At 71.4% G+C, this 19,624-nt stretch carries 18 protein-coding genes; 12 read left to right on the top strand and 6 right to left on the bottom strand.

Annotated elements, in window-relative coordinates; translation table 11 throughout:
• Positions 1-212: 212 nt before the first annotated feature.
• The 5 genes from ACQP00_RS09745 to ACQP00_RS09725 all read left to right on the top strand — a co-directional run bounded on the left by ACQP00_RS09745 (position 213) and on the right by ACQP00_RS09725 (position 3,869).
• On the top strand, positions 213-440 hold the full coding sequence (locus ACQP00_RS09745; RefSeq protein WP_433217463.1) for a hypothetical protein: 228 nt from the start codon (positions 213-215) through the stop codon (positions 438-440).
• Complete coding sequence (locus tag ACQP00_RS09740) at positions 437-940, top strand: PH domain-containing protein (protein WP_433217461.1); 504 nt, start codon at positions 437-439, stop codon at positions 938-940. Before ACQP00_RS09745 ends, ACQP00_RS09740 begins: the two co-directional genes overlap by 4 nt.
• Positions 937-2,511, top strand: coding sequence for a PH domain-containing protein (locus ACQP00_RS09735; RefSeq protein ID WP_433217459.1), 1,575 nt, complete (start codon positions 937-939; stop codon positions 2,509-2,511). The genes ACQP00_RS09740 and ACQP00_RS09735 overlap by 4 nt, the downstream gene beginning before the upstream one ends.
• Positions 2,512-2,635: 124 nt before the next feature.
• Complete coding sequence (locus tag ACQP00_RS09730) at positions 2,636-3,055, top strand: thioesterase family protein (protein ID WP_433217457.1); 420 nt, start codon at positions 2,636-2,638, stop codon at positions 3,053-3,055.
• Between the two features lie 19 nt (positions 3,056-3,074).
• Entirely contained in the window at positions 3,075-3,869 is a 795-nt protein-coding gene (locus ACQP00_RS09725; RefSeq protein WP_433217455.1) for an MBL fold metallo-hydrolase, read from the top strand.
• Here ACQP00_RS09725 and ACQP00_RS09720 read toward each other — a convergent pair.
• A complete protein-coding gene (locus ACQP00_RS09720) occupies positions 3,849-4,427 on the bottom strand; it encodes a TetR/AcrR family transcriptional regulator (RefSeq protein WP_433217453.1) in 579 nt (192 codons plus the stop codon). The two genes, ACQP00_RS09725 and ACQP00_RS09720, sit on opposite strands and share 21 nt — an antisense overlap.
• 89 nt (positions 4,428-4,516) lie before the next feature.
• Here ACQP00_RS09720 and ACQP00_RS09715 point away from each other — a divergent pair, with 89 nt between their 5' ends.
• Positions 4,517-5,560, top strand: coding sequence for an alpha/beta fold hydrolase (locus ACQP00_RS09715; protein WP_433217451.1), 1,044 nt, complete (start codon positions 4,517-4,519; stop codon positions 5,558-5,560).
• Here ACQP00_RS09715 and ACQP00_RS09710 read toward each other — a convergent pair.
• Together ACQP00_RS09710 and ACQP00_RS09705 are read right to left on the bottom strand one after the other, a co-directional pair.
• On the bottom strand, positions 5,557-6,810 hold the full coding sequence (locus ACQP00_RS09710) for a Gfo/Idh/MocA family protein (protein WP_433217449.1): 1,254 nt from the start codon (positions 6,808-6,810) through the stop codon (positions 5,557-5,559). The genes ACQP00_RS09715 and ACQP00_RS09710 overlap by 4 nt on opposite strands.
• A 34-nt stretch (positions 6,811-6,844) precedes the next feature.
• Positions 6,845-7,624 (bottom strand): DeoR/GlpR family DNA-binding transcription regulator, encoded by a 780-nt coding sequence (locus ACQP00_RS09705; protein WP_433217447.1) that lies wholly within the window; start codon positions 7,622-7,624, stop codon positions 6,845-6,847.
• A gap of 117 nt (positions 7,625-7,741) precedes the next feature.
• On the opposite strand from ACQP00_RS09705, the gene ACQP00_RS09700 reads away from it, so the two are divergent.
• From ACQP00_RS09700 to ACQP00_RS09690, 3 genes are read left to right on the top strand one after another with little or no spacing between them, the layout of a single operon-like run.
• Entirely contained in the window at positions 7,742-8,620 is an 879-nt protein-coding gene (locus tag ACQP00_RS09700) for an SIS domain-containing protein (protein WP_433217445.1), read from the top strand.
• Positions 8,621-8,659: 39 nt separating this feature from the next.
• On the top strand, positions 8,660-9,577 hold the full coding sequence (locus ACQP00_RS09695) for a 1-phosphofructokinase family hexose kinase (RefSeq protein WP_433217443.1): 918 nt from the start codon (positions 8,660-8,662) through the stop codon (positions 9,575-9,577).
• Positions 9,571-10,404 carry a class II fructose-bisphosphate aldolase gene (locus ACQP00_RS09690; protein ID WP_433217441.1) on the top strand — a complete coding sequence of 278 codons (834 nt, stop codon included), beginning with the start codon at positions 9,571-9,573 and terminating at the stop codon, positions 10,402-10,404. Before ACQP00_RS09695 ends, ACQP00_RS09690 begins: the two co-directional genes overlap by 7 nt.
• Here ACQP00_RS09690 and ACQP00_RS09685 read toward each other — a convergent pair.
• Positions 10,394-12,904 carry a DEAD/DEAH box helicase gene (locus ACQP00_RS09685; RefSeq protein WP_433217439.1) on the bottom strand — a complete coding sequence of 837 codons (2,511 nt, stop codon included), beginning with the start codon at positions 12,902-12,904 and terminating at the stop codon, positions 10,394-10,396. The two genes, ACQP00_RS09690 and ACQP00_RS09685, sit on opposite strands and share 11 nt — an antisense overlap.
• Positions 12,901-13,554 carry a tRNA (guanosine(46)-N7)-methyltransferase TrmB gene (gene trmB, locus ACQP00_RS09680; protein ID WP_433217437.1) on the bottom strand — a complete coding sequence of 218 codons (654 nt, stop codon included), beginning with the start codon at positions 13,552-13,554 and terminating at the stop codon, positions 12,901-12,903. The genes ACQP00_RS09685 and trmB overlap by 4 nt, the downstream gene beginning before the upstream one ends.
• Before the next feature lie 644 nt (positions 13,555-14,198).
• Here trmB and ACQP00_RS09675 point away from each other — a divergent pair.
• Positions 14,199-14,492 carry a hypothetical protein gene (locus ACQP00_RS09675; protein WP_433217435.1) on the top strand — a complete coding sequence of 98 codons (294 nt, stop codon included), beginning with the start codon at positions 14,199-14,201 and terminating at the stop codon, positions 14,490-14,492.
• 161 nt (positions 14,493-14,653) lie between these two features.
• Complete coding sequence (gene fxsT / locus ACQP00_RS09670) at positions 14,654-16,618, top strand: FxSxx-COOH system tetratricopeptide repeat protein (RefSeq protein ID WP_433217433.1); 1,965 nt, start codon at positions 14,654-14,656, stop codon at positions 16,616-16,618.
• Between the two features lie 6 nt (positions 16,619-16,624).
• Here fxsT and ACQP00_RS09665 read toward each other — a convergent pair whose 3' ends face one another.
• Entirely contained in the window at positions 16,625-17,464 is an 840-nt protein-coding gene (locus tag ACQP00_RS09665; RefSeq protein WP_433217432.1) for a LysR family transcriptional regulator, read from the bottom strand.
• A 74-nt stretch (positions 17,465-17,538) separates the two neighbouring features.
• Between ACQP00_RS09665 and metE the strand changes: the two genes are divergently transcribed.
• Positions 17,539-19,623 (top strand): 5-methyltetrahydropteroyltriglutamate--homocysteine S-methyltransferase, encoded by a 2,085-nt coding sequence (metE, locus tag ACQP00_RS09660; protein WP_433217430.1) that lies wholly within the window; start codon positions 17,539-17,541, stop codon positions 19,621-19,623.
• The last annotated feature ends 1 nt before the right edge of the window (position 19,624 follow it).

Raw genomic sequence — 19,624 nt, 5'->3', positions numbered from 1 at the left:
GACGCTGCTGAGAGCCTACTGAGAGTTCGCTTCGAAGGCGCTTTGCCCGATATATCGCAAATGCGGCCATCGATTCTGGGGATTTTCGTCACCGGGCGGTCGGCACGTCTGGACATCACCCGTACCGAGACGGGTACGATTCACCCGTCGCCGGGCGGCTTCCCCCGTGGCCGCCCGGCGCTCACCCTCTTCGCCTGCGCCACAATTCCGGTGTGGATTCGCTCATCTGCTCCGCGAAGGGATGCCGTTCCCAGGCTGTCTGGCAGCTGTTGTGGAACAATCCGAAGCTGCACACCCCTGACCGGCGCAAAATCTGGCTGGCCTGCGACGACCACCGTGTCTCGCTGTCGGAGTTCCTGAGCGTTCGCGGGTTTCTTCGGTCCATCCGTCCTGTCGGCGAAACCGACCCGATCGACGCTCCGGATAGGCTTGAGCGGTGAACGCACCGGTCGCGCCCGACCCGCTGCGCCCCTGGCCGGACACGGTCGAGTGGCGGCCGATCTCGCCGCGGTACTACCTGGTCCGGCTGGTCGTCCTGACCGTCTGGGTGCTCATCCTCGCGCTGGCCTGCGTCGTGACCGGCCTGCTCTGGTCGGCCTGGTTCCTCGCCGCCGCCGTGCTCGTCCTGGCCCTCGGCGCGGTCCGCGCGTTCTTCCTGCGCCGCTCCATCCGCGCCTGGGGCTACGCCGAGCGCGCCGAGGACCTCCTCGTGCGGCACGGGCTGCTGGTGCGGAGGTTGTCCATCGTGCCGTACGCCCGGATGCAGTTCGTCGACGTGACCGCCGGCCCACTCGAACGCGCCGTCGGCCTCGCCACGGTCACCCTGCACACCGCGGCCGCGGCGAGCGACGCCACGGTGCCCGGCCTGGAGGCCGCCGAGGCGACCCGCCTGCGCGACCGGCTGGCCGCGCTCGGCGAGATCCGCGAAGAGGGCCTGTGACCGCAGTCGGGGGCGTGCCGCGCCAGCGTCTGCACCCACTGACGCCGCTGGTCCGCGGGGCGAAACTGGTCGCCATCGCCGCCGTGGCCGTCTCCTGGCGCGGCCTGTCCGACCTGGGGCTGTTCCACTGGCTGATCGCCATGGCCGTGATCCTGGTCGGCGCCGTGCTCGTCTCGGCGGTCGTCTGGGCCGTGACGGGCTACGAGGTGGTCGGCCGCGAGCTGCGCGTCCACGAGGGCCTGCTCTCCCGCCGGGTGCGCACCATCCCGCTGGAGCGCGTCCAGGCCATCGATGTCGTCCGCCCAGCGCTCGCCCGCGTGTTCGGCCTGGCGGAGCTGCGCCTGGAGGTGATCGGCGGCGGCAAGACCGAGGCCCCGCTGGCGTACCTCACGCTGGCCGGCGCCACCGAACTCCGCGCCTCCCTGCTGGGCCTGGCCACCGGCGCCGCACCCGCCGCGCCCGCCGACGAACGCCCGCTGTTCGCGGTGGACAACAACCGCCTGCTGCTCGCCCAGCTCCTGACCCCGCAGGCCCTGGCCGTCCCGATCGGCGCCGCCTTCGTCATCTGGCCGGCCCTGTCCCACCCGGACTGGACCCTGATCGGCGCGGCCAGCACCATCACCGCCTTTCTGGGCGTCTTCCAGGTCCCGGTACGCCGGGTCCTCGACGAATGGGCCTTCCGCATCACCGACGACAGCGCGGCGCTGCGGGTTCGCCAGGGCCTGCTGAACAAGCGCAGCCAGTCGGTCCCGCCGCGCCGGGTCCAGGCCGTGAAACTGACCTGGCCGCTGCTCTGGCGCCCGGGCGGCTGGGCCCGCGCCCGCATGGACGTGGCGGGCTACGGCGGCGACGGCGAGGAACAACTCCGGGCGGGCACCCTGGTCCCGGTCGCCGCCTCACCCGACGCGGTGACGGTCGCGTCAGCGGTACTGGGCGCCGCCGTCATCGGCACCGTGGACGTCACAACGCTGTCGATGTCCGGCCCACCCCGCCGGGCCCGCTGGCTCGCGCCGCTGGCCTGGTCCCGCATCGGCGTAGCGGTGACCGACGACTTCGTAGCGGTCCGCGAGGGCGTCCTGACCCGCGAACTGGTGGCGGTGCCGCTGGCCCGGGTCCAGAGCGTCCGCGTGGTCCAGGGCCCTTGGCAGCGCCTGCTTTCCCTGGCCACCGTGACGGTCGACACGGCGGGCGGCTTGACGGCGACAGCCCGCTTCCGCGACGCGGAGGAGGCTTACCGCTTGGCCGACGAGCTGGCGACCCGCTCGCGCGCGGCCCGGAAGACCTTCTCGACCCGGGTGGCCGCTACCCGCCCCCGGCCGCCCGTTGCCCCTCCCGACTCCGCCGCGCACCCTGGCCTCGGCTCGCCCGCACCCGCCGACGAAAACTCCGACCCGCACTCCGACGGCGACCTCCGCTCCGGACCGGCCCCTCAACCCGACGGCGACCCCCAACGCGGCGCCGTTCCACGCACCGACGACAACCCCCACCGCGAGCCGGACTCCTCACACAACGTCGACTTGCGCCCTCGGCTCGAATCCCGGCCCGGCTCTGAACTGCATCCCGGCGCTTAGTCGGGCGTGACCGGGCGCGGACGTGATCGGTGCGGTGGACGAAACGCAGGTGGACGGGGTGCAGGTGGCTGTGGTCGGGGGGAATGGCGGGCCGGGCAATCATCGCGGTCGCTAGTCTTGGGGTATGCAGCCGAGTGAGCGCCCCACGGTCGATGCCAGTTCCTGGGTCGGCGCGGTCACCCGCGTCCAGCTCACAGTCACCGACGCCGACACGGCGCAGGCGTTGGGGTCCGGGGACGTGCCGGTGCTGGGCACGCCGCGGGTGTTGGCGCTCGCCGAGGCGGCCACGGTCGGGGCCACCGCCAGCCGGCTTCCGCCCGGGTTCACGACCGTCGGGAGCCGGGTCGACCTGGAGCATCGGGCCGCCACGCCGATCGGGGGGCGGGTGGTGGCCGAGGCGCGGCTGGCCAAGGCGGACGGGCGGCGGCTGATGTTCGAGATCGTGGTGCGCGACGGGGAGAAGGTCGTGGCCGAGGGGCGGGTCGAGCGCATCGTCGTCGAGCGGGCTCGGTTCCTGGCCAAGGCCATGGAGGACCGGGGCTGAGACAAGGGCGGAAGAAGCCATGACGGTGCTGCGGGAGATTGCCAACGGCGTGCATGTGTTGCGCCATCCGGTGCTCGATGTCAATGCGACGCTCGTCGTCGGGGGTGAAGCGGCGCTCGTCGTGGACACCTTGTCCAGTGCGCGGCAGGCGGAGGACCTGCTCGCGGCGGTCCGGCGGGTGACCGGCCTGCCGCTCGTGGTGGTCAACACGCACCACCATTTCGACCACGTTTTCGGCAACGTCATGTTCGCGGGTGCGGCGATCTGGGCGCACGAGGAGGCCGCCGCGCTCGTCGGGCCGGCGTTGCGCGAGCGCGCGGTGCTGGCGTTTCCCGACCTTGCCGACGAACTGGCGTGCACCACTCCGACGCCCGCGACCGAGCTGGTGCGCAGTGCGGCGGAGGTCGAGCTCGGCGATCGTACCGTACAATTGCGGCATTTCGGACGCGGGCATTCGATCGGCGACCTCGTGGCCATCGTGCCCGATGCCGACCTGCTCATCGCCGGGGACCTGGTCGAGCAGAGCGGGCCGCCGCAGTTCGACGATGCCTATCCGCTCGACTGGCCGGACACGGTGGCCGGACTGCTCGCGCTGCTCACGGCGGACAGTCAGGTCGTGCCGGGGCATGGCGCGGTGACCGATCGGCGGTTCGTGCGGGCCCAGCACGAGCAGCTCGCCGACCTCGCGTGGCTGATCCGCGAGGGGGACGCCGACGGGGCGCCGGCCGAGCGGGTCGCGGCCAAGTCGGCGTTTCCGCAGGAGATCGCGCTGCCGGCGGTACGGCGCGGGTATCTACACCTCAACCAGCCGTGAGGCGACGAAGCGCAGGGCGGTAGCCAGGTCGCGGCCGCTCATCGCGCGGTCGGGCACCGTCAGGTGTTGCACCACGACGCCGGTGAGCAGGGCGTGGTAGAAACCGCCGACCACGCGCGCGCGTTCCGGCTCAGCCTCGGGGTCGATGCCGTGGAACAGTGCGGCCAGCCCGGCCTGGGCCTGGGCCTGCGGCTCCGACCAGGCGGGTGACGGGGCCGGCTGCCGTCCGAGCTGGGTGACCACCTCGAACTGGGTCGTCCACAACGGACGGTTCGCGGTGACCGAAGCGATCACGCTCGCCCACACCGCCTCAAAGCGCTCCGCCGCGCCGTCCACACCGGCCGCGTCGCGCAGGGCGCGCTCCATCTCGTCGCCCCACTGCTCCAAGGCCCGCTGCAGCGCCTCGTTCAGCAGCGCCTCCGTGGTCCTGAAGTGGTAGTTGATCGCGGCCAGGCTGACGCCGGCCGTGGAGGCGATGTCGCGCGCGGTCGTGCCCGCGTACCCCTTCTCGAGCAGGCACTGCAGCGCGCCGTCGAGCAGCTTCTCCCGGTTACCCATGTCTGAAGCATACGTCTGAGAAATTTGTCTTGCACAAATGTCTTAGAAGTTTGTACAGTGGTCTCACCACACCACAGGGGAGGCACCACATGATCACCGCCGCCATCGCCGGAGCCGCAGTCGCCACCGTCGCCGCCGCGCCGCTCGTCTACCGGGGCATCCGCAAGCAGCAGCGCGCGAACGCGGCGCGCATCGACAGCCCGAACGGCATCGTCGAGGGCCGTTACGTCACCATCGGCGGGGTCGAACAGTGGCTGCAGATCCGCGGCGAGGACCGCGACAACCCGGTGCTGCTCGTCGTGCACGGCGGCCCCGGCTCGCCCTACTCGGTGTTCACCCCGGTGCTGCGCGAATGGGAGCGGTACTTCACCGTCGTGCACTGGGACCGCCGCGGTGCCGGCAAGACCCTGCGCCGCAACGGTTTCAAGGCCGAGGAGCTCGACTTCGAGCTCATGGTCGAGGACGGCATCGAGGTCGCCGAGCACCTGCGCGAGTACTTCGGCCAGGAGCGCATCCTGCTCATGGCCGGCTCGATGGGCACCATCGTGGGCCTGCCGATGGTCAAGCGCCGCCCGGACCTGTTCTGCGCGTACGTCGGCACCGACTTCTACGTGAACATGGTCGAGAACGAGCGCCAGGGCCGCCTGGACACCATCGAGCGGCTGCGCGCGGCGAACAACAAGCGCGGCGTCGCGGCGCTGGAGAAGCTCGACGCCGACCCGCGCACCTGGGACGTCAAGAGCTGGGGCACCCGCATGCAGTGGAGCATGGGCACCGACCCGACCACCGGCAACGCCGCCCTGACCAGGCTTTTCAAGCTCCTGCTGACCAAGCCCGACTACTCCCTGGCCGACGTGTCGGCCTGGCTCAAGGGCTTCGGCAAGTCCCGCGACACCATGTTCGAGCAGTTCATGCGGTGGGACGCCCGCGCGCTCGGCACCTCGTTCGAGGTCCCGTTCTACCTGTTCCAGGGCGCCCGGGACGTGGTCACCCTGACCGAGCCCGCGGTCGAGTACTTCAAGGAGATCGACGCCCCGGAGAAGCAGCTCGTGCTGATTGAGAACGCGAGCCACTTCTGCGCCTTCAGCGAGCCGGGCCAGTTCCTCCAGGCCCTGCGCACCGTGCGCTGCTAGGAAAGCGTCACGACGGTGCCGGTGTGGCGGGCTTTTTCGGCGGCCCACACGACCTGGTGGCCAGCCAGGCTCGTGCGCACGTCAGAGCGCAACAGCGAGGCGTCGCCCGCGGCCACCGCGGCCACGAACGCCGCGACCAGCCCCGCATCGCCGTCGGAGTGGTCCCCGGACCCTCCGGCGGCGATGGTCGTCGTGGTGTCCGTACCGGTGCGGAAGTCGACCAAACGGATCGCATGGCCGTCGCCGTCGATGAACCCGTGTGTGCCGAAGATGCGGGTCTTGCGGTGCTCGAGCGGCGTGAACGCGGTCATCGTCAGCGCGACGGTCCCGCCCCCGGCCAGCTCCATCGACACCACCTGATGGTCGACCACATCGTTGTCACAGGCATAGACGCAGCGTCCGTACTGTCCGGTGCGCAACGCCGCCCGCACCGCCTCGTGCGTCGGCTCCGCGGTGAGCACGGACAGCGGCCAGTGCACGGGTTCGTCCGGCGGTTGCGCGTCGACGAGCGGAAAGTACAACTTGGGCGCCGAGTACGGGCAGTCGGGCTCGACCGCGCAGTCCAGGCAGCGCTCGGCGGCGCCGGCCGGGCGCTGGTCGGGCCGGAAGTGCGCGAGGCCGCCGAACGAGCTGACGCGGCGGACGGGCTCGCCCGCGAGGTACAACAGCCAATCGACGTCGTGGCAGGCCTTGGCGAGCAGCATGGGCGACGAAACGCTTTCCCGGCGCCAGTTCCCGCGCACGAACGAGTGCGCCTGATGCCACCAGCCGACCGGTTCGAGGTGCTGCATGCTCACGATCCGGCCGATGCGACCGTCGTCGAGCAACGCCTTGAGCGCGGCGGTGTACGGCGTGTACCGCAGCACGTGGCACACCGCCGCGATCACCCCGGACGCGATGACCGCCGCGGCGATGCGGCGGGCCGCCGGTTCCTCGGGCGCCATCGGCTTTTCGAGCATCAGGTGGTACCCGCGGCCGGCGAGCGCGACCGCTGGCCCCTCGTGCATGGCGTCCTGCGTGGCCACGATCGCGGCGTCGGCGATCCGCTCCTGCTCGGCCAGCCGCTCCCACGCGTCGAAGACGCTCGACGCGGGGATCGCGAACTCGCGCGCGAACGCCGCGCGGCGGGCCGGATCGGGTTCGGCGACGGCCACGACCCGCGCGCGGCCGGTGCGCACCGCGAGCCGGGAGTACCAGGTGCCGCGCTGGCCGGCGCCGATGACCGCCAGCCGTACCGTCGCATCGCTCACGCCGACACCTCCGCAAGCTCCGGCGCAGTACCGCTCACGGCGCGACCACGACCTCGGGGCCGGCCCGGCGGATCGCCTCGACCTCGTCCGCGTCGGCGCTCGCGTCCGTCACGAGCACGGCGATCGCGGCGAGCGGGCAGATGCCGGCCAGGCAGACCTTCCCGATCTTGGAGCCGTCGGCGACCACGATGACCCGGTCGGCCCGCCGGATCATGGCCGCGTTGGTGTGCGCCTCGATGTCGTCGTGGGTGGTCAGGCCGCCGCGGGCGCTGATCCCGTCGACGCCGATCACGGCGATCTCCATGTTGAGCCCGGACAGGGCGTGGTCCGCGATCGGCCCGACCAGCTCGTACGACTGGGTGCGGGAGACCCCGCCGGTCATGATGAGCTTCTGCCGGGGCCGCGGGACCACCTCGGACGCGATGTTGATCGCGTTGGTCACCACGGTCAGCTCGTGCCGCTCGGCCAGCTGCCGGGCCAGCAGCAGCGTGGTCGTGCCGCCGCTCAGCCCGAGGGTCAGCGGCCCGTGCGGCAGGAGTCCGGCGGCGCGTTTGGCGATGCGCGCCTTCTCCTCGCGGTGGTGGCCGGAGCGGTACCGCACGGGCAGCTCGAACGCCACGTCCGTGGCCACCGCGCCGCCGTGCGTCCGCGCGATCTGACGCTGATCCTCCAGCAGCTGCAGGTCGCGGCGGATGGTCGCGGGCGAGACGGCGAACTCCTCGGCCAGCGCGCGGACGTCGCCGGAGCCGGTCCCGGAGACGCGCTCGACGATCCCCGACAGCCGCTCGGCGCGCTTGGGCGAACTCTGCACCACGCGCAGTGACGCTAGTGCATCCGCGCATGTCCGGCAAAGGTCAAACGCGCAATATCAACTGTTCACTTGCGCAGTCTGTCTTGTTGAACGAACACAAACGCGCATAGCGTTTTGCGCATGAACGACACCGCGCGCGAAATCGCCAGCCAGCCGGCCGTCTGGAGCCGCGGGCTCGAGCTCGCCGGGGAGACGCGGGCCGCACTCGCGGCGCCCGGGCAGCGGACGCTCGTGCTCGGCTGCGGCACCTCCTGGTTCGTCGCCCAGAGCCTCGCCGAACTGCGCGAGGCCGCCGGGCTGGGCGAGACCGACGCCGTGTGCGCCTCCGAATACGTCCCCCGCCGCCGGTACGACCGCGTCGTCGCCGTCACCCGCTCCGGCACGTCGACCGAGGTGCTGGAGGCGCTGCGGCTGGTGCCCGCCGGCACGCACCGGGTGGCGATCACCGCGGTCGACGGCGAGCCGGTCGACGACCTGTCCGACACGCGGCTCCTGCTCGACTTCGCCGACGAGCGCAGCGTCGTGCAGACCCGCTTCCCCACCACCGTCCTGGCCCTGGCCCGGGCCGCGTTCGGGGCCGACCTCGGCCACCTGGTCGCCGACGGCGAGGCCGCCCTGGCCGCGGAGCTGCCGGCCGATCCGTCCACGATCGAGCACCTGGTCTTCCTCGGTACGGGCTGGACGGTCGGACTCGCCCACGAAGCCGCACTCAAGGCGCGCGAGGCCGCGCAGGCCTGGTCCGAGTCGTACCCGGCCCGCGACTACCGCCACGGCCCCGTCGCCGTCGCCGGTCCGCGCAGCCTGGTCTGGTCGTTCGGCGACGTGCCCGAGTCGCTCGACGAGGCGGTACGCGACGCCGGCGCCCGGCCCTACCGCGACGCCCGCGATCCCCTGGCCCAGCTGGTCCTCGCGCAGCGCTTCGCCGTGGCCCTGGCCGAGCACCGCGGCCTGAACCCCGACCAGCCCCGCCTGCTGACCCGCTCCGTCATCCTCGCCTGACCACCGGCGCTGACGCCGCCCACCCCCGGAGGCGCGCCCGTGATCCTGACCGTGACGCTGAATCCGGCGCTGGACCTGACGTACGCGGTCGACGAGCTGCGGCCGCACACCACCCATCGCGTGCGGACCGTGCACGAACGCGCCGGGGGCAAGGGCCTCAACGTGGCGAGCGTCCTGCACGCGCAGGGCGAACCGGTGCTCGCGACCGGCCTGCTCGGCGGCGCCACCGGCGAGCGGGTGCGCCGGCTGCTCACCGCGGCCGGGCTCCCCCACGCGTTCGCGCCGATCGCCGCCGAGACGCGCCGCACGGTCACGATCGCCGACGGCGTCGACGCCACCGGGCTGTGGGAGCCGGGACCGGACGTCACAACGGCCGAATGGCAGCAGTTCCAGCTGTTGTACCGCCGGCTGCTCACCGACGCGACCGTCGTGGCCCTGTCCGGGTCGTTGCCGCAGGGACTGCCGGTCGACGCGTACGCGGTGCTCATCGCCGCCGCCCGCGAACACGGTGCCCGCACGGTGCTCGACACGAGCGGCGAACCCCTGCGACTGGGCGTCGCGGGCCGTCCGGACGTGGTCAAACCGAACCGGGGCGAACTCGCCGACCTGGCCATGGAGGCGAGTGCGCTGCGCGGTCTGGGTGCCGGGTGCGTGGTCGTGTCCAGGGGCGCCGACGGTCTGTTCGCGGTGCACGAGCGCGAGTCGTGGCGCGCGGTGCCGCCGGAACCCGAGACCGGCAATCCCACCGGGGCCGGCGATGCGTGTGTCGCCGCGCTCGCCCGTGGGCTCCGTGACGACACGCCCTGGCCCGCGCTGCTGGCCGACGCCGTCGCGCTGTCGGCCGCCGCGGTGGCCGCGCCCGTGGCCGGGGCCGTGGACGAGGACCGCTACCGAGCGCTGCGCGGACGCATCGCCGTCACACCCGCCGACCTGAGCGAGGAGCACCACCCATGCTGACCCCCACCGGTGAGATCGTCGAGGAGGCGCGGCGGCGCGGGGCCGGGGCCGGGGCGTTCAACGTCATCACGGTCGAGCACGCCGAGGCGGTGGTGGCCGGGGCCGAGGCGGCCGGCTGCCCGGTGATCCTGCAGATCAGCGAGAACGCCGTCCGGTTCCACAATGGACGGCTGGCGCCGATCGCGGCCGCCGCCCGGTCCGTCGCCGCACTGTCCACTGTGGCCGTCGGCCTGCACCTCGATCACGTCGAGAGTGACGAGCTGTTCGATCAGGCGGCCGGCAACGGGTTCGGGTCGGTGATGTTCGACGCGTCCAAAATGGACTACGCGGCGAACGTCGCCGCCACCGCGGATGCCGTCCGGCGCGGACACGCGGCGGGGCTCTGGGTCGAGAGCGAGCTGGGCGAGGTCGGCGGGAAGAACGGCGCCCACAAGCCGGGTGTACGCACCGATCCCGGCGAGGCCGCCGCCTACGTGTGTGCGACCGGGGTCGACGCGCTCGCCGTGGCCGTCGGGTCGTCGCACGCCATGACCACCCGGGATGCGCGGCTCGACCACGCGCTGATCGGGCGGCTGCGCGCGGCCGTCGCGGTGCCGCTCGTGCTGCACGGGTCGTCCGGCGTCCCGGATCACGAGTTGCGCGCGGCGGTCCGGGGTGGACTGACGAAAATCAACGTCGGTACGGCGCTGAACGTGGCGTTCACCGGGGCGATCCGCACCGCGATGGCGCAACAGTCCGATGTGGTCGATCCGCGCACCTACCTGCGCGGTGCGCGCGATGCGATGGCCGCGACGGTCGCCCGCACGTTGCGAGTGCTCAGGGAGTAGCGGGGCCGACGGACACCACGCGTACCGCCGCTGCGCCCTGGGCATCCGACTCGGCCAGGTCGACCTCGGCGGTGATGGCCCAGTCGCGGTCGCCCTCGGGGTCGTCGAAGATCTGGCGCACGTGCCAGCGGTCCGGCTTCTGGTCGATGACCAGCAGGGCCGGGCCGCGCGCGTCCGGGCCGACGCCCATCGAGTCGTACTCGTCGAAGTACGACTCGACCGCGTCCTCCCACGCGTCCGCGGTGAAACCGTTCTCGCCGTCGAGCTCGCCGAGCTCGTCGTAGCGGCGCAGCGCGGCCAGCTCGACGCGGCGGAACAGCGCGTTGCGCACGAGCACGCGGAAGGCGCGCAGGTTGCGGGTGACGGCCGGCGGCCGGTCGTCGCGGACGGCGCGCTCCTCGACGTCGCCGGGGTTGCGCAGCCGCTCCCACTCGTCGATGAGGCTGGAGTCGACCTGGCGCACCAGCTCGCCGAGCCACTCGATGATGTCGGTGAGGTCCTCGGTGCGCGCGTCCTCGGGGACCGTCTGGCGCACGGCCTTGTACGCGTCGGCCAGGTACCGCAGGACGAGGCCCTCCGAGCGGGAGAGGCCGTAGAAGCCGACGTACTCGACGAACGTCATGGCGCGTTCGAACATGTCCCGCACCACGGACTTGGGCGACAGCGCGTAGTCGGCCACCCAGGGGTGCCCCTGCTTGTACATGTTGTACGCGTTGTCGAGCAGCTCCAGCAGCGGCTTGGGGTGGGTCACCTCGTCGAGCAGTTCGAGGCGCTGCTCGTACTCGATGCCCTCGGCCTTCATCGCCGCGACCGCCTCGCCGCGCGCCTTGAACTGCTGCGCGGAGAGCACCTGGCGCGGGTCGTCCAACGTGGACTCGATGACCGAGAGCACGTCGAGGGCGTAGCCGGGCGCCTCGCGGTCCAGCAGCTCGATCGCGGCGAGCGCGAACGGCGACAGCGGCTGGTTGAGCGCGAAGTCCATCTGCAGGTCGACGGTGAGCCGGACCCGCCGGCCGTCCTCGTCCGGCTCCGGCAGCTGCTCGACCACGCCGCCGGCGAGCAGGGCGCGGTAGATGGCGATCGCTCGGCGGATGAGCCGGCGCTGCGAGTGCACGTCCTCGTGGTTCTCGGTGAGCAGGTGGCGCATCGCGGCGAACGCGTCGCCGGGGCGGCCGATCACGTTGAGCAGCATCGCGTGCGAGACCTGGAAGCTGGACTTGAGCGGCTCCGGCTCGGCCTCGACCAGCCGGTCGAACGTGGGCCGGCCCCAGCCGATCGAGCCCTCCGGCGGCTTCTTGCGCACCACCTTGCGCCGCTTCTTCGGGTCGTCGCCGGCCTTCGCGAGGGCGCGCTCGTTGTCGATGACGTGCTCGGGGGCCTGCACGACGACGGTACCGACCGTGTCGTACCCGGCCCGCCCGGCGCGACCGGCGATCTGGTGGAACTCCCGCGCGTACAACAGCCGCGTCTTTTGTCCGTCGTATTTGGACAGTGCCGTGAACAGCACGGTGCGGATCGGCACGTTGATGCCCACGCCGAGGGTGTCGGTGCCGCAGATGACCTTGAGCAGCCCGGCCTGCGCGAGCGTTTCGACCAGCCGCCGGTACTTCGGGAGCATGCCCGCGTGGTGCACGCCGATCCCGTGCCGGACCAGCCGCGACAGGGTCTTGCCGAAGCCCGCGGTGAACCGGAAGTTGCCGATCGCCTCGGCGATCATGTCCTTCTCGGCGCGGGTGGAGACGTTCACGCTCATCAGCGCCTGCGCGCGTTCGAGCGCCGCGGCCTGCGTGAAGTGCACGATGTACACCGGCGCCTGGCGCGTGGACAGCAGCTCTTCGATCGTCTCGTGCAGCGGGTCCATGGAGTAGGTGAACATCAGCGGCACGGGCCGCTCGGCGTTCTTCACCACCGCCGTCGGGCGCCCGGTGCGCCGGGTCAGGTCCTCCTCGAACCGCGTCACGTCGCCGAGCGTGGCCGACATGAGCACGAACTGGGCCTGCGCGAGCTCGATCAGCGGGACCTGCCAGGCCCAGCCGCGGTCGGGGTCGGCGTAGAAGTGGAACTCGTCCATCACGACGATGCCGACGTCGGCGCTGGCACCGTCGCGCAGGGCGATGTTGGCGAGGATTTCGGCGGTACAGCAGATAATGGGCGCATCCGCGTTGACGCTCGCGTCGCCGGTGAGCATGCCCACGTTCTCGGGCCCGAACATGTCCACGAGCGCGAAGAACTTCTCGGAGACGAGCGCCTTGATCGGTGCGGTGTAGAACGTCGTGCGGTCACTCGCGAGCGCGGCGAAGTGCGCGGCCGCGGCGACCAGGCTCTTGCCCGAGCCGGTCGGCGTGTTCAGGATGAGGTTGGCCCCGGAGACGATCTCGATGAGCGACTCCTCCTGGTGCGGGTACAGGGTGAGCCCCTGCTCCTGCGCCCAGGTGGAGAACGCCTCGAAGACGGCGTCCGGATCGCCGCCCCTGGGCACGCGCGCCGCGAGGTTCTTCATCGCTGCTCGAACATCAGGTCGTAGGCGGCGCGGCCGGCCTTGACCGCGCGCTGCTCGAACTTGGTGACGGGCCGGTGCGCGGGCCGCGGCGCGAAGCCGTCGTACCGGTTGCGCAGGCCGGGGTCGGCGGTGAGCGTCTCGAGCATCGCGTGCGCGTACCCCTCGTCGTCGGTCGCGCAGTGGATGACGCCGCCCGGCTTCAACCGCCCGCGCAGGATGGCCACGCGCTCGGGCACAATGAGCCGGCGCTTGTGGTGGCGCGCCTTCGGCCACGGGTCCGGAAAGAACACATGCACCGCGTCGAGGCTGCCGGCGGGGATGGCATCTTGGTTCGCGAGCAACTCGAACGCATCGACGTCCGCGACGCGCACGTTGCCCAGACCGTGCTCGTCGATCAGGTGCAGCAGGTTGGCGACGCCGGGCGTGTGCACCTCGACGGCAAGGTACTGCCGCTCCGGGTCGGCCGCGGCCATCTGCGCGGTGGCCTCACCCATCCCGGACCCGATCTCCAGCACGTCAACCTCGAAGCCAGGCGCGAAGGCATACCGCGCGGCGAGGCGCTCCAGCGCGTCGAAATGCCGACCACTGAGCCGCCCGCGGCGCGGGTGATAGGTCCGGACGATCCGCAGCGGCCGGTCGACGGTAGTCATGGGGCCTCAAGTCTGCCACGCGCACCCAACCACCGCCGTCCCGGGGGGTCTGGCCTTTGGGATGCTTATAGCCCTTTGGCCCTCCGAATGATGACCACGACGGACCCGGCGGCGAATTCACGGACCGCGCCCACCTACCGCAACCAGACTACGGTCAGGTGCCCTCTGCTGCGGTTGAACGGGGCGGGCCGAAGGCCGCCCCAACCCCGGACCAAGGTGTGGCCCGTTGTGCGTCGGTCCAAGCCGTGTGGGCCCGCCGCGGTGGCAGCGCACCGCCAGGATTGACACACAACGGGCCACAACTTATCGGGGGTTGCGGACGGCCTCCGGCCCGCCCGAGGTGAACCGCAGTAAAGGGGCCCTAACCGCAGGTGGGCACGGTAGGTGGGCGCGGTCCGAAGATTCACTGCCGGGTCCGTCGTGGTCATCATTCGGTGGTCCCGGTCCGCGGCGCCTGCGGCGAACAGAACGAAACGGTCCGAGGGGTGAAAGGTCCGTAACGGCGCCTGCAGCGCCAGAAACCAGAGGTCCGAAACAAACGAATATGCGGGCCTGCGGCCCACACACATACCTACCGTCCGTCAGCTGCGCGGTGGCGGACTGGACAGTCGACAGTTGCCGTACGACTACGTCATGCTCATGGCGTGAACCGCGCCGGAAGGTGGGCCGGTGTCGTCACCGGCGGACTCTTAGTCATCGGATTGATCGTCGCCGCAGTGCTGTTCGGTCAGCACGGCGTCGAGGTCATGTCCTGGCTGGCCAGCATCGGCAGTCTTCTGGTCGCGCTTGTCACCCTCTTCATCGCGGCGCCCCCGCATACCGGTCGAAGCACCCCGCGCATCCTGCGCTTCAGCGGGAAAGCGAAAGGCAACGGCGTCGTGATGCAGGCAGGCCGTGACATCCACAACGCCGACACACGTCAGCGTCCGCAAGAGTGAACGGCTCGGCTCGCAGCAGGAATTGGGCCTGGTTCCGCGGGAGGGCCCGAGACAACGCAACGGTGTATCAAGCCCGACGCGACATCAACCTGGTGTTGCCGAGCGCCCGGTCGGCGGATTCCGCTCAACCCGCTGGAAGGGCATGGAACGTGGTGGCGCCGGTGACTACATTCACCGCTCGCGATGCGGATCTGATGGCGCTGGACAACGCGCTGCGTGTCGGCGACAGGGTGGCGCTGCATGGTATTCCAGGCGTCGGCAAGACCCAGCTCGCGCTTGCTTGGGCCCACCGGCGAGCCGACCAATTCGATATTGCGTGGCAGGTTCGTGCCGCCGACCGACTCGCTGCCGTTGCCGGCGTTGCCCAGCTCGCCGAATCCCTCGGTCTGACGGTCGGAACCGACCTGGAGCAAGCGGCAACCGTCGTAGTCACCGCCCTATGCGGTCGTGATCGCTGGTTGTTGATTTTCGATGACGCCACCCCAGCCGCGGTTCGCGGCCTCATTCCGCCGCGCAATGGTCATGTGCTCCTGACCTCGCGTAACCCAAACTGGGAGACAGTCGCTCACACACAGGAAGTCGATCTCCTTTCGCCCGAGTCGGCGGCCACTCTGCTCACCAGAACCGGCGACCGATCAGGCGAAACCACGGTTGACGCTACGACCCTGCAGCTTGCGGAGCGGCTCGGCTACCTGCCGCTGGCCTTGGAACAGGCCCGTGCGTATTGTGCCGCTACCGGTCGCACGCCGGCCGATTACCTCAACGCCGTTCAGCAGCACCGTCTCTTGCAATACGAAACCCCACAGGCTCAGCACCCGACGATCGATGCCACCATCACCGTCGCGCTGCGTGCTGCCGGCCAGATCCACGCCGCGGCGCCATATCTGGTCCAGTTCCTCGCTCATCTCGCGGTTGCGCCCATCCCCCGCGACCTCTGCACCGCCATTGGCGCGCGCCACGTCCCCGCTGTGTTGAGCCGGACCGTCCACGATCCGGCGGCCTACGATCGCGCCCTACAAGTGCTCGCCGAGCTCGCGCTCGTCAACATCCGAAACGGTGCGATCCGCATTCATCAGCTCGCGGCCGAGGTCATCCGCCGTCACCACCCGGCGCCGCCAAGACCGGGATGGTGGAGGTTCTGGGTCCGGCGGACCACTTGGGCTCAGGTCGCTGCGGATGCACTTTCTGCGGCGCTTCCGAGCCGCACCGATGATCCGGAAGAATGGCCACGCATCGCCCGCCTGTATCCGCACGTCACCGCCGTCGCGCAGGACTTGCCGGCTTCAGCCGACCGGACGGCGGGGCTGTTGCTGGGTGCTTGTGGGCTCTATGCGAAGCGCCGTGGAGAGCTGAAGGAAGCCAAACGCCTCCTCGCCGAAGCCCACAGTCGTCTGCACCGGCGTCTCGGCGCCACTCATCAGGACACCCTGACAGCGTTGAACAACCTCGCCGAGGTCTTGATCAAGCTGGGGGAACTGGCTGACGGCCAGGCACTGCACGAACGGGCCTTGGGCGCCCGCCGACAGATCCTCGGCCCTGATCATCGGGACACCTTGACGTCCATGAATGACCTCGCGGAGGCCTTGGCACGGTCCGGGAACTTCGCCGACGCTCGGACGATGCACGAGGAGGTGCTCGCGGCACGCCGACGCGTGCTCGGGAACGATCACTACGACACGCTCGTGTCGATGAACAACTTCGCGATCGTCCTGGCCAGGCTGGGCCATCTCGCCGACGCGCAGGCCATGCACGAGGAAACGCTGGCCGCCACGCGCCGACGCCGAGGGGACAATCATCCTGACACGCTCGGCTCGGCCAACAACCTTGCCGGCGTCCTCGCCAAGCTTGGGCGCCTCGTCGAGGCCCGCGCCATGCAGGCGGAAGCGCTGGCCGCCGTACGCCGCATCCTCGGTGACGATCACCCCCACACCCTCACCGCGATGACGACCTTCGCGAACATCCTGGCCATGCAAGGTGAGCTCGTCGAGGCCCGGGCGATGCATCGGCAGATCCTGAGCGCCCGACAGCGCGTTCTCGGCGACCGTCACCGAGACACCGTGGCGTCGCGCGACAAGCTGGCGCAGATCGAGGAAGCGCTCGGTCGGCCGGGCAGCGCGGAACAGTAGGGCTGTTCAGCGCCGCAGGGCTTCCTGGGCGGCCTGGACGAGGGCCATCACGTCCTCCCCCGCCGTCTCTGCCCGCCACACCAGTGCGAACGTCAGTCGCAGTGCCGGGCCGGACAGCGGGACAAACCGCACATCCGGCCGCCGCACGGTGTCGACCAGCAGTTGTGGCACTGGCAGCGTGCCCCGGGCCGCCGCGACCAAATCGAGCGCCGCCGCCGGGTCGTCCACCGGTTCCGCCGCCAGGCGGATGCCCGGAGGGAGGGGGAGGCCGCGCGGCAGCAGGATGCGGCCCGCGCGGTCCAGGGTGAGCGAAGGCGCGGTCGAGAGCGGATCGGACGAGGAAAGCGCCAGGTGGCTCAGCGGCACGTGGAAACGCGCGGCTGTGGCGTACCCCGGCGGGAATGGCGCGCTCATCAGGGCCGCCGTCCCGGGGATCAGCAGCTCGTCGGCGGCGGCCGATCGACCGGCGGGGATGAGGGTCAGGTCCAGGCCCGGCTTGCGCAGGGTCAGGCGGCGCGCGAGGCGGGCCGCGAACGTCCCCGCGACCGGTGCATAAACGAGCCGAATACCAAGCGGCGACGGTACCGCCAGTCGCGCCGCCTCCGCCGCGAACGCTGCGGCCTGATCGAGCACCGCCGTGGCGAACGGCAACAGAGCAGTGCCGAAGGCGGTCGGCTCGACGGTGCGGCTCGTGCGGGCGAACAGCCGTTGCCCCAGCTCCCGCTCCAGTCGCGCGACCGCCTGGCTCACCGCGGGCTGGGACAGCGACAGGGCGGCGGCCGCGCGCGAGAACGAGCGGTGCCGCGCCACCAGCGCGAAGCACTCGATGTCCCGCAGCGCCGCCACGCTCTTGAGTATCGGCTATTCGCGGCGCTTATCGATCGTGCGATGGGCGGTGCGAACCTGCACGATCCGCCCTTGTGACCGAACTCTTCCCCAGCTCCACCGTGCTCGGCTATCCCCGCATCGGGCCGGACCGGGAGCTCAAGCGCGCCCTCGAAGGCTACTGGGCCGGCCGCCTCGACCGCGCCGAGCTCGACGAGACCGGGCGCCGGCTGCGCGCCGGCACGTGGCGCCGGCTGCACGAGCTCGGGCTGGCCGGACTGCCCTCGAACACGTTCTCGCTCTACGACCACGTGCTCGACGCGGCCGTCGCGGTGGACGCGATCCCCGACCGGTTCCGCGACGCGCCCGACCCGTACTTCGCGATGGCCCGCGGCACCGACGACGTCCCGGCGCTGCGGATGACGAAGTGGTTCGACACGAACTACCACTACATCGTGCCGGAGATCGGCCCGCGCACCCGGTTCCGCTCGGTCCCGGACAAGCCGCTCGCCGAGCTGCGCGAAGCGCGCGCCCTCGGTCACGAGACGCGGCCCGTGCTGCTCGGCCCGGTCACCTTCCTGCAGGGCAACCTGGATCGGCTCGACGACCTGCTGGACGCGTACGCCGGGATCCTGCAGGCCCTGCACGCGGCCGGTGTCGAGTGGGTGCAGCTGGACGAGCCGGTGCTCGTGGTCGACGGGGGCGCACCGGCCGTCCGGCACGCCTACCGGCGGCTGGCCGCGCTCGAACGCCGGCCGAAGCTGCTCGTCGCGTCGTACTTCGGCAACGCCGACGAAGCCCTGCCCGCCCTCGCGGTGGCGCCGGTCGAGGGGGTCGCGGTCGACCTGACCCACGGCGTGCCGGCGAACCTGAAGCTCTTCCAGGGCCGCACCATCGTCGGCGGCGTCGTCTCCGGGCGCAACGTGTGGCGCACCGATCCGGACGCGGCCCGCGCGCTGCTCGCCGCGGCCGGCGCGACCTCGGTCTCCACGAGCTGCTCGCTGCTGCACGTGCCCTACACGCTGCGCGGCGAATCGGGGCTGCCGGACGGCCTGGCCTTCGCCGAGGAGAAGGTCGCCGAGGTCGTGGCGCTCGCCGAGCTGGGGCCGAAGCCGGGACCGCTGCCCGAGCGGCCGAGCGCCACGAGCGGGACGAGCCCCGCAACGCGCAGCCCGTACGCGATCCGGGTCACCGCCCAGGCCGACCTGAACCTGCCGCTGCTCCCGGTCACCACCATCGGCTCGTTCCCGCAGACCGCCGAGATCCGCCAGGCCCGCGTGCGGCTGCCGGCGGCGGAGTACGACGCGCGGATCGCGGCGGAGATCGACCGGGTCGTCGAGGAGCAGGAGGCGCTCGGCCTGGACGTGCTCGTGCACGGCGAACCCGAGCGGAACGACATGGTGCAGTACTTCGCCGAGCAGCTCGACGGCTTCGCCGTGACGCGCAACGGGTGGGTCCAGTCGTACGGTTCGCGCTGCACGCGCCCGCCCGTCCTGCACGGCGACGTCGCCCGGGCGGCGCCGATCACGGTGCGCTGGGCGACGTACGCGCAGTCGCGCACCGCCAAGCCGGTCAAGGGCATGCTCACCGGCCCGGTCACCATCGTCGCCTGGTCGTTCGTGCGCCCCGACCGCGCGCTGCGGGACGTGACGCTGCAGGTCGCCGACGCGGTGCGGGAGGAGGTGCGCGACCTGGAAGCGGCCGGGATCCGGATCATCCAGGTCGACGAGCCGGCCCTGCGCGAGCTGCTGCCGCTGCGCCGCGAGGAGCAGGAGGAGTACCTGGCCTGGGCGGTGGCCGCGTACCGGCGGGCGACGAGCGGCGCCGCCGACGCCACCCAGATCCACACCCACCTGTGCTATTCCGACGCACCGCAGGTCCTGGCCGCGATCGACGCCCTGGACGCCGACGTGACCAGCATCGAGGCGGCCCGCAGCGGGTTCGCGATCGAGGGGCTGACCCGCGGCGTCGGCCCCGGGGTGTACGACATCCACTCACCCCGCATCCCGGACGTGGCCGAGGTCGTCAAGCGGCTGCGCGGCGCGCTGGAGGTGATTCCGGCGGGGCGGCTGTGGGTGAATCCGGACTGCGGCCTCAAGACGCGCACGTACGACGAGGTCCGCGCGGCGCTCGGCAACGTGGTCGCGGCCGCCCACAAACTCCGCGAATCCGTACAGTGAG

Source organism: Dactylosporangium sp. CS-047395, assembly GCF_050942185.1.
Taxonomy (GTDB): Bacteria; Actinomycetota; Actinomycetes; order Mycobacteriales; family Micromonosporaceae; genus Dactylosporangium.
This window is presented reverse-complemented; position numbering and strand designations above follow the sequence as displayed.

What these genes read in the sequence shown, in the direction of transcription:
- trmB (WP_433217437.1), bottom strand. Translation starts at nt 13,554, where the DNA reads ATGACTACCGTCGACCGGCCGCTGCGGATCGTCCGGACCTATCACCCG.
- ACQP00_RS09720 (WP_433217453.1), bottom strand. Translation starts at nt 4,427, where the DNA reads ATGGGTAACCGGGAGAAGCTGCTCGACGGCGCGCTGCAGTGCCTGCTC.
- ACQP00_RS09730 (WP_433217457.1), top strand. Translation starts at nt 2,636, where the DNA reads ATGCAGCCGAGTGAGCGCCCCACGGTCGATGCCAGTTCCTGGGTCGGC.
- ACQP00_RS09725 (WP_433217455.1), top strand. Translation starts at nt 3,075, where the DNA reads ATGACGGTGCTGCGGGAGATTGCCAACGGCGTGCATGTGTTGCGCCAT.
- ACQP00_RS09715 (WP_433217451.1), top strand. Translation starts at nt 4,517, where the DNA reads ATGATCACCGCCGCCATCGCCGGAGCCGCAGTCGCCACCGTCGCCGCC.
- ACQP00_RS09700 (WP_433217445.1), top strand. Translation starts at nt 7,742, where the DNA reads ATGAACGACACCGCGCGCGAAATCGCCAGCCAGCCGGCCGTCTGGAGC.
- ACQP00_RS09685 (WP_433217439.1), bottom strand. Translation starts at nt 12,904, where the DNA reads ATGAAGAACCTCGCGGCGCGCGTGCCCAGGGGCGGCGATCCGGACGCC.
- ACQP00_RS09690 (WP_433217441.1), top strand. Translation starts at nt 9,571, where the DNA reads ATGCTGACCCCCACCGGTGAGATCGTCGAGGAGGCGCGGCGGCGCGGG.